This window comes from Terrabacter sp. P5_B1 (genome assembly GCF_056400505.1).
Map to the genome: position 1 here is coordinate 1 of NZ_JBFULD010000354.1, position 4,090 is coordinate 4,090.

Genomic DNA, 4,090 nt, shown 5'->3' on the forward strand with positions numbered 1-4,090 from the left:
CGGCCGTCCCGAGCGGCTCGGCCGCGCCGGCCGGCCGCACGCGTTCGAGCAGCTGCGTGACGTCGCGGTAGTCGGGGTGCTCGGCCGCGATCTGCTCGAGCAGCGGCAGGGCGGTCGCGGGCGCGTTCGCCGTTATCGCCCCGTTCGCGGCGTCGTAGAGGGACTCGAGCCGGCTCTCGGGGCGCTCCACAGGCTGGGTGGCGCTCGTCGTGAAGGAGAACGGCTGGTCGGCGCCCGACCGGAGCAGCACCGCGGTGCCCCACTCCGCCGCCTCGTCGGACACGGCCATCGACTTGCGCACCTCGCAGATGGCGGCATCGATCCCGAGTCCGCGCGTCAGGAAGTAGTAGAACTCGTGGCTGAAGACGAGCGCCGCCCGGTCGGAGATCTCCGTCTGCATCGCGACCACCGCAGGCAGGCCCTGGCGCACGAGCGCCTGGGCGACGCCGGAGAACGCGTCCCGTCCGGAGGTCCGCGCCCCCTCGCAGGCGTTGAGGACGGCGAGCTGCATCGAGCGGGCGTCGTGGAGCAGGGTGCCGAGGCGGGCGCCCGAGACGCGGTGCGCCGTGGCGTCGTCGCGTTCGAGCACGAGCACGCCCTCCTGCGCCTCCTCGTCGAAGCCGCCGTGGCCGATGAAGTGGAACACGTGGAAGTCGTCCAGCAGGGCGCGCTGCAGCCCCGTCAGCGTCGCGTCCTCGAGGATGGTGAGCGTCAGACGGCCGCTCGCGACGAGGTCGCCGGTCGTGGCCGCGAGCAGCTGGCGCTCGCGCTCGACCGCCAGCTCCGGCATGTCGCTCGGGCTCGAGATCATGACGAGGACCCGCAGCGGTGGGTCCACCTGGACGACCGGGGGCCGCTCGAGCGAGTCGAGCAGGCGCACGACGGGGGTCTCCTGCGAGAGGGTGAGGAAGCGACCGAGGGCCGAGTCGTAGAGGTACTCCCACGGGACGGCGTCGAGATCGGGCACGGCGTCGAGCCGCAGCCGCAGCCGCAGGTCCCGCCCACCGGACTGGGCCGCGGCGAGGCTGGCTCGGAAGGTCTTGCCCACGTCGCCGGACAGCAGCGCGTCCCCGAGTCGCCGCCCGTACTCCTTGACGTCGACGACGCGTGCCTCCGCCGGGACGAGCCGCCTCGAGGAGACGCGTGGCGRCCCCACGGCGATCATGAACTGGGCGAGGTCGGTGGCCGAGAAGGGGAGGGTGAAGGGTGCCGACGCGTCGCCCGCGGGGGAGGCGAGGACGTGGGCGGCATACCCCTGCCCCTCGGGGGTCACGGCGACGTCGAAATCGAGATAGTCACGGCTCATGGCGATCCTCTGTCCGCAGGAGCGCGCCTGCACCCGACAGTACGCCGGGTGCAGGCTCCTGATACACCCTTTTCGACCGGGACGTGCCGCGTCGATAGAATCCTCAGTGAGCACGCCAGCCGTGCTCGCGGACGAGGGAGCCGTACCCGCACTGCGACAAGACGGCCAGATCGGAACGCCGTGCACTGGTTGGTGCTCATCCTCTCCGGCGCGCTGGAGGCCGTCTGGGCCACCGCGCTCGCCGCGTCCGACGGCTTCCGCCGTCCCCGGCCGACCGCCCTCTTCGCCGTCGCGCTCGTGCTCAGCATGGTCGGCCTCGCGTGGGCGATGACCGCCCTGCCCACCGGCACCGCGTATGCCGTGTGGGTCGGGATCGGCGCCGTCGGCACCGTCCTGCTCGCCGTCGCCCGCCAGCAGGAACGACTCGGGGCCGGCCGTGCCGCGCTGCTCCTGGTCCTCGTCGCCTGCGTCGCCGGGCTCAAGGTGGTGGCGTGATGCCGTGGGTCGTCCTGCTCGTCAGCGCCGTGCTCGAAGCGGTCTGGGCGTCAGCCCTCGCCGCGTCGGAGGGCCTCTCGCGTCCCGTCCCGGCCGTGGTCTTCCTCGTCGCCGGCACGCTCAGCATGGTCGGCCTCGCGCGCGCCGTGCGCACCATCCCCATCGGGACGGCGTATGCCGTGTGGACGGGTCTCGGGGCGGCGCTCACGGTGACGTGGGCCATGACGACCGGTGGGGAGGGCTTCTCCGTCGTCAAAGTCGCCCTGCTCACGGGGATCGTCGCCGCGGTCGTCGGGCTCAAGGTCGTCGGGCCCGAGGTCGTCGGGCACCAGCCGCCGCGGTCGCGCCGATCCACGGACGGGCAGGCGCGGCAGCGCTAGGGTCGCGCCCATGGGTACCCCGTGGCTCGAGGTGGTGGGCTGGGTCGGCTCCGCGATCCTCGTCTGGTCGCTGCTGCAGACGCAGCTGCGCCGGCTCCGGGTCATCAACCTCGTGGGCTGCGTCGTGCTCATCGTCTACAACACGGTCAACCACGTCTGGCCGATGGTGGGCCTCAACGTCGTCCTCGCCGGCATCAACGTCTTCTACCTCGCGCGGATGTCCCGGGAGAAGCATGACGCCGAGGTCTACGAGGTGCTCGAGGTCGCCGGTGACGACACCTACCTGCGCCACGTGCTGCGGGTCCACGAGGGSGACATCCGGCGCTACAACCCGCACTTCGTCCACGACCCGTTTGCGGGCGACCCGTCCTACCTCGTGCTCCGCRGTGACGAGACGGTCGGGGTCGTCCTCATGCGCGACGCGGGGGAGGGCACCGCGCAGCTGCTGCTGGACTGGGTGACGCCGCGGCACCGCGACCTCACGCCGGGGGAGTTCGTCTTCGGGCCCGAGGGGCCGTTCCGGCGGCGCGGCTTCCGGCGGGTGCTGACGCCGCCGGACATGGTGGAGCCGTACTACGAGAACCTCGGCTTCCGCCGCGACGGCGACGCGTACGTCCTCTGACCCACCCACCGGAGCGGACGGCATACGCCCGCGACGGAGGGTGATCTCCCGCACCCTTTCGGGCCGCCTGCCGGCGGCCGACCTAGGCTGGAGACAGGGAGCCGTGTGGGTCCCGCCACACGGCGGCCCGCGAAGGAGCGGTGACCATCATGACCGCGAACCAGCTTCCGATCGAACCCCGCCCTGACGTGCCCGACCCCACGGTCGACCGCGTCGTCCCCGAGGTGGACCTCCGCGGCAGAGCGCTCCGCCGGCTCAAGAAGAAGGCCGACTTCCGCGTCCACGTGCTCATCTACGTGCTCGTCAACAGCATGTTCGTCCTGATCTGGGCCATGACGGGAGCCGGCTTCCTCTGGCCCGCCTGGGTGATCGCCGGCTGGGGCATCGGCGTCGTGGCGAACGCCGTGGACGCCTACGCCGTCGACGCTCCCTCCGAGGAGCAGATCGAGAGCGAGATGGACCGGCTGCGGCGTCGGTGACACGACGTCACGGTTGCTGCGAGACGTCCTGCCGTGCAGAGGATTTCGTCCGGACGCCGTCCGAGGGGATGGCCCGTTCCGTCGGCTCGGCGCGGCCCGCCAGCGCGATGCACCCGCACAGGGTGACGACGAAAGCCACGGCCGCGGCCGGCCCCTGCCCCGGCACCACCCGGTCCCCGAGCACCACCGGTCCCCGCCGTGAGGGCTAGTCCGGTGAGACCAGCGACGATGGCGACCAGCGCCACGCCCTCGGTCGCCCCGAGGCGGACGTGGAGCACGAGCACGGACAGCACGGCGGTGACGGCGACCGAGGCCGCGACCGCCGACTCGACGAGGAAGAGCGGCAGCGTGCGCAAGGCGGCGAGGGACGCGAGGAAGCCGAGCCCGTCGAGGGCGAGGCCGGCGGCATACGGCGACCCCGCCCGCACGCGTGCGAGCAGCGAGGTGCCGGCGGGCAGGGCCCCGGCGCGGCGTACGCCCACGGCCTGGAGCACGGTGGCGCTGCCGTAGGCGAGCGCCGCGAGGAGGGCGCCGAGCCAGTCCGGGCGTCACGCGGGCATCGTGGCAACCGCGGCTGGGAGGGGGCTGCGAGTCAGAGGATCCGCTGGCACTTGCTCATGAAGCGGTCGGGATCGACCACCGCACGGTGGATCTCGCCCTTGGCGATCTCCTCGCCGTCGGAGGCCTTGACGGTGACGTGGCACACGAGGCGACGTCCGTCGTTGATCGGCTCGGCGCACAGGACGGTGATCTCGGCGCCCACGGCGCTGCCCCTGACGTGCTCGAGCTTCACCGTCGTGCCGACGGT

At 72.5% G+C, this 4,090-nt stretch carries 7 protein-coding genes and 1 riboswitch; of the genes, 4 read left to right on the forward strand and 3 right to left on the reverse strand.

Annotated features, from left to right (window positions below):
* On the reverse strand, window positions 1-1,306 hold a 1,306-nt coding region (locus tag AC1DP0_RS18990), incomplete at its 3' end, for a CHAT domain-containing protein (protein ID WP_478087498.1).
* A gap of 105 nt (window positions 1,307-1,411) precedes the next feature.
* Window positions 1,412-1,476: riboswitch (guanidine-III (ykkC-III) riboswitch) on the forward strand.
* A gap of 10 nt (window positions 1,477-1,486) precedes the next feature.
* Between AC1DP0_RS18990 and AC1DP0_RS18995 the strand changes: the two genes are divergently transcribed.
* From AC1DP0_RS18995 to AC1DP0_RS19010, 4 genes are all read left to right on the forward strand, one after another.
* Entirely contained in the window at window positions 1,487-1,801 is a 315-nt protein-coding gene (locus tag AC1DP0_RS18995; protein ID WP_478087500.1) for a DMT family transporter, read from the forward strand.
* Complete coding sequence (locus tag AC1DP0_RS19000) at window positions 1,801-2,181, forward strand: DMT family transporter (RefSeq protein WP_478087503.1); 381 nt, start codon at window positions 1,801-1,803, stop codon at window positions 2,179-2,181. Before AC1DP0_RS18995 ends, AC1DP0_RS19000 begins: the two co-directional genes overlap by 1 nt.
* 10 nt (window positions 2,182-2,191) lie before the next feature.
* The gene (locus tag AC1DP0_RS19005) at window positions 2,192-2,803 is read left to right on the forward strand and encodes a hypothetical protein (RefSeq protein ID WP_478087506.1); all 612 of its coding nucleotides are present in this window, start codon (window positions 2,192-2,194) and stop codon (window positions 2,801-2,803) included.
* Between the two features lie 149 nt (window positions 2,804-2,952).
* Window positions 2,953-3,282, forward strand: coding sequence for a 2TM domain-containing protein (locus tag AC1DP0_RS19010; protein ID WP_478087510.1), 330 nt, complete (start codon window positions 2,953-2,955; stop codon window positions 3,280-3,282).
* Here AC1DP0_RS19010 and AC1DP0_RS19015 read toward each other — a convergent pair.
* Both AC1DP0_RS19015 and AC1DP0_RS19020 read right to left on the reverse strand, forming a co-directional pair.
* Window positions 3,216-3,776 carry a hypothetical protein gene (locus AC1DP0_RS19015; RefSeq protein WP_478087512.1) on the reverse strand — a complete coding sequence of 187 codons (561 nt, stop codon included), beginning with the start codon at window positions 3,774-3,776 and terminating at the stop codon, window positions 3,216-3,218. The two genes, AC1DP0_RS19010 and AC1DP0_RS19015, sit on opposite strands and share 67 nt — an antisense overlap.
* Before the next feature lie 98 nt (window positions 3,777-3,874).
* A partial coding sequence (locus AC1DP0_RS19020) for a thioesterase, FlK family (protein ID WP_478087514.1) occupies window positions 3,875-4,090 on the reverse strand: 216 nt, incomplete at its 5' end.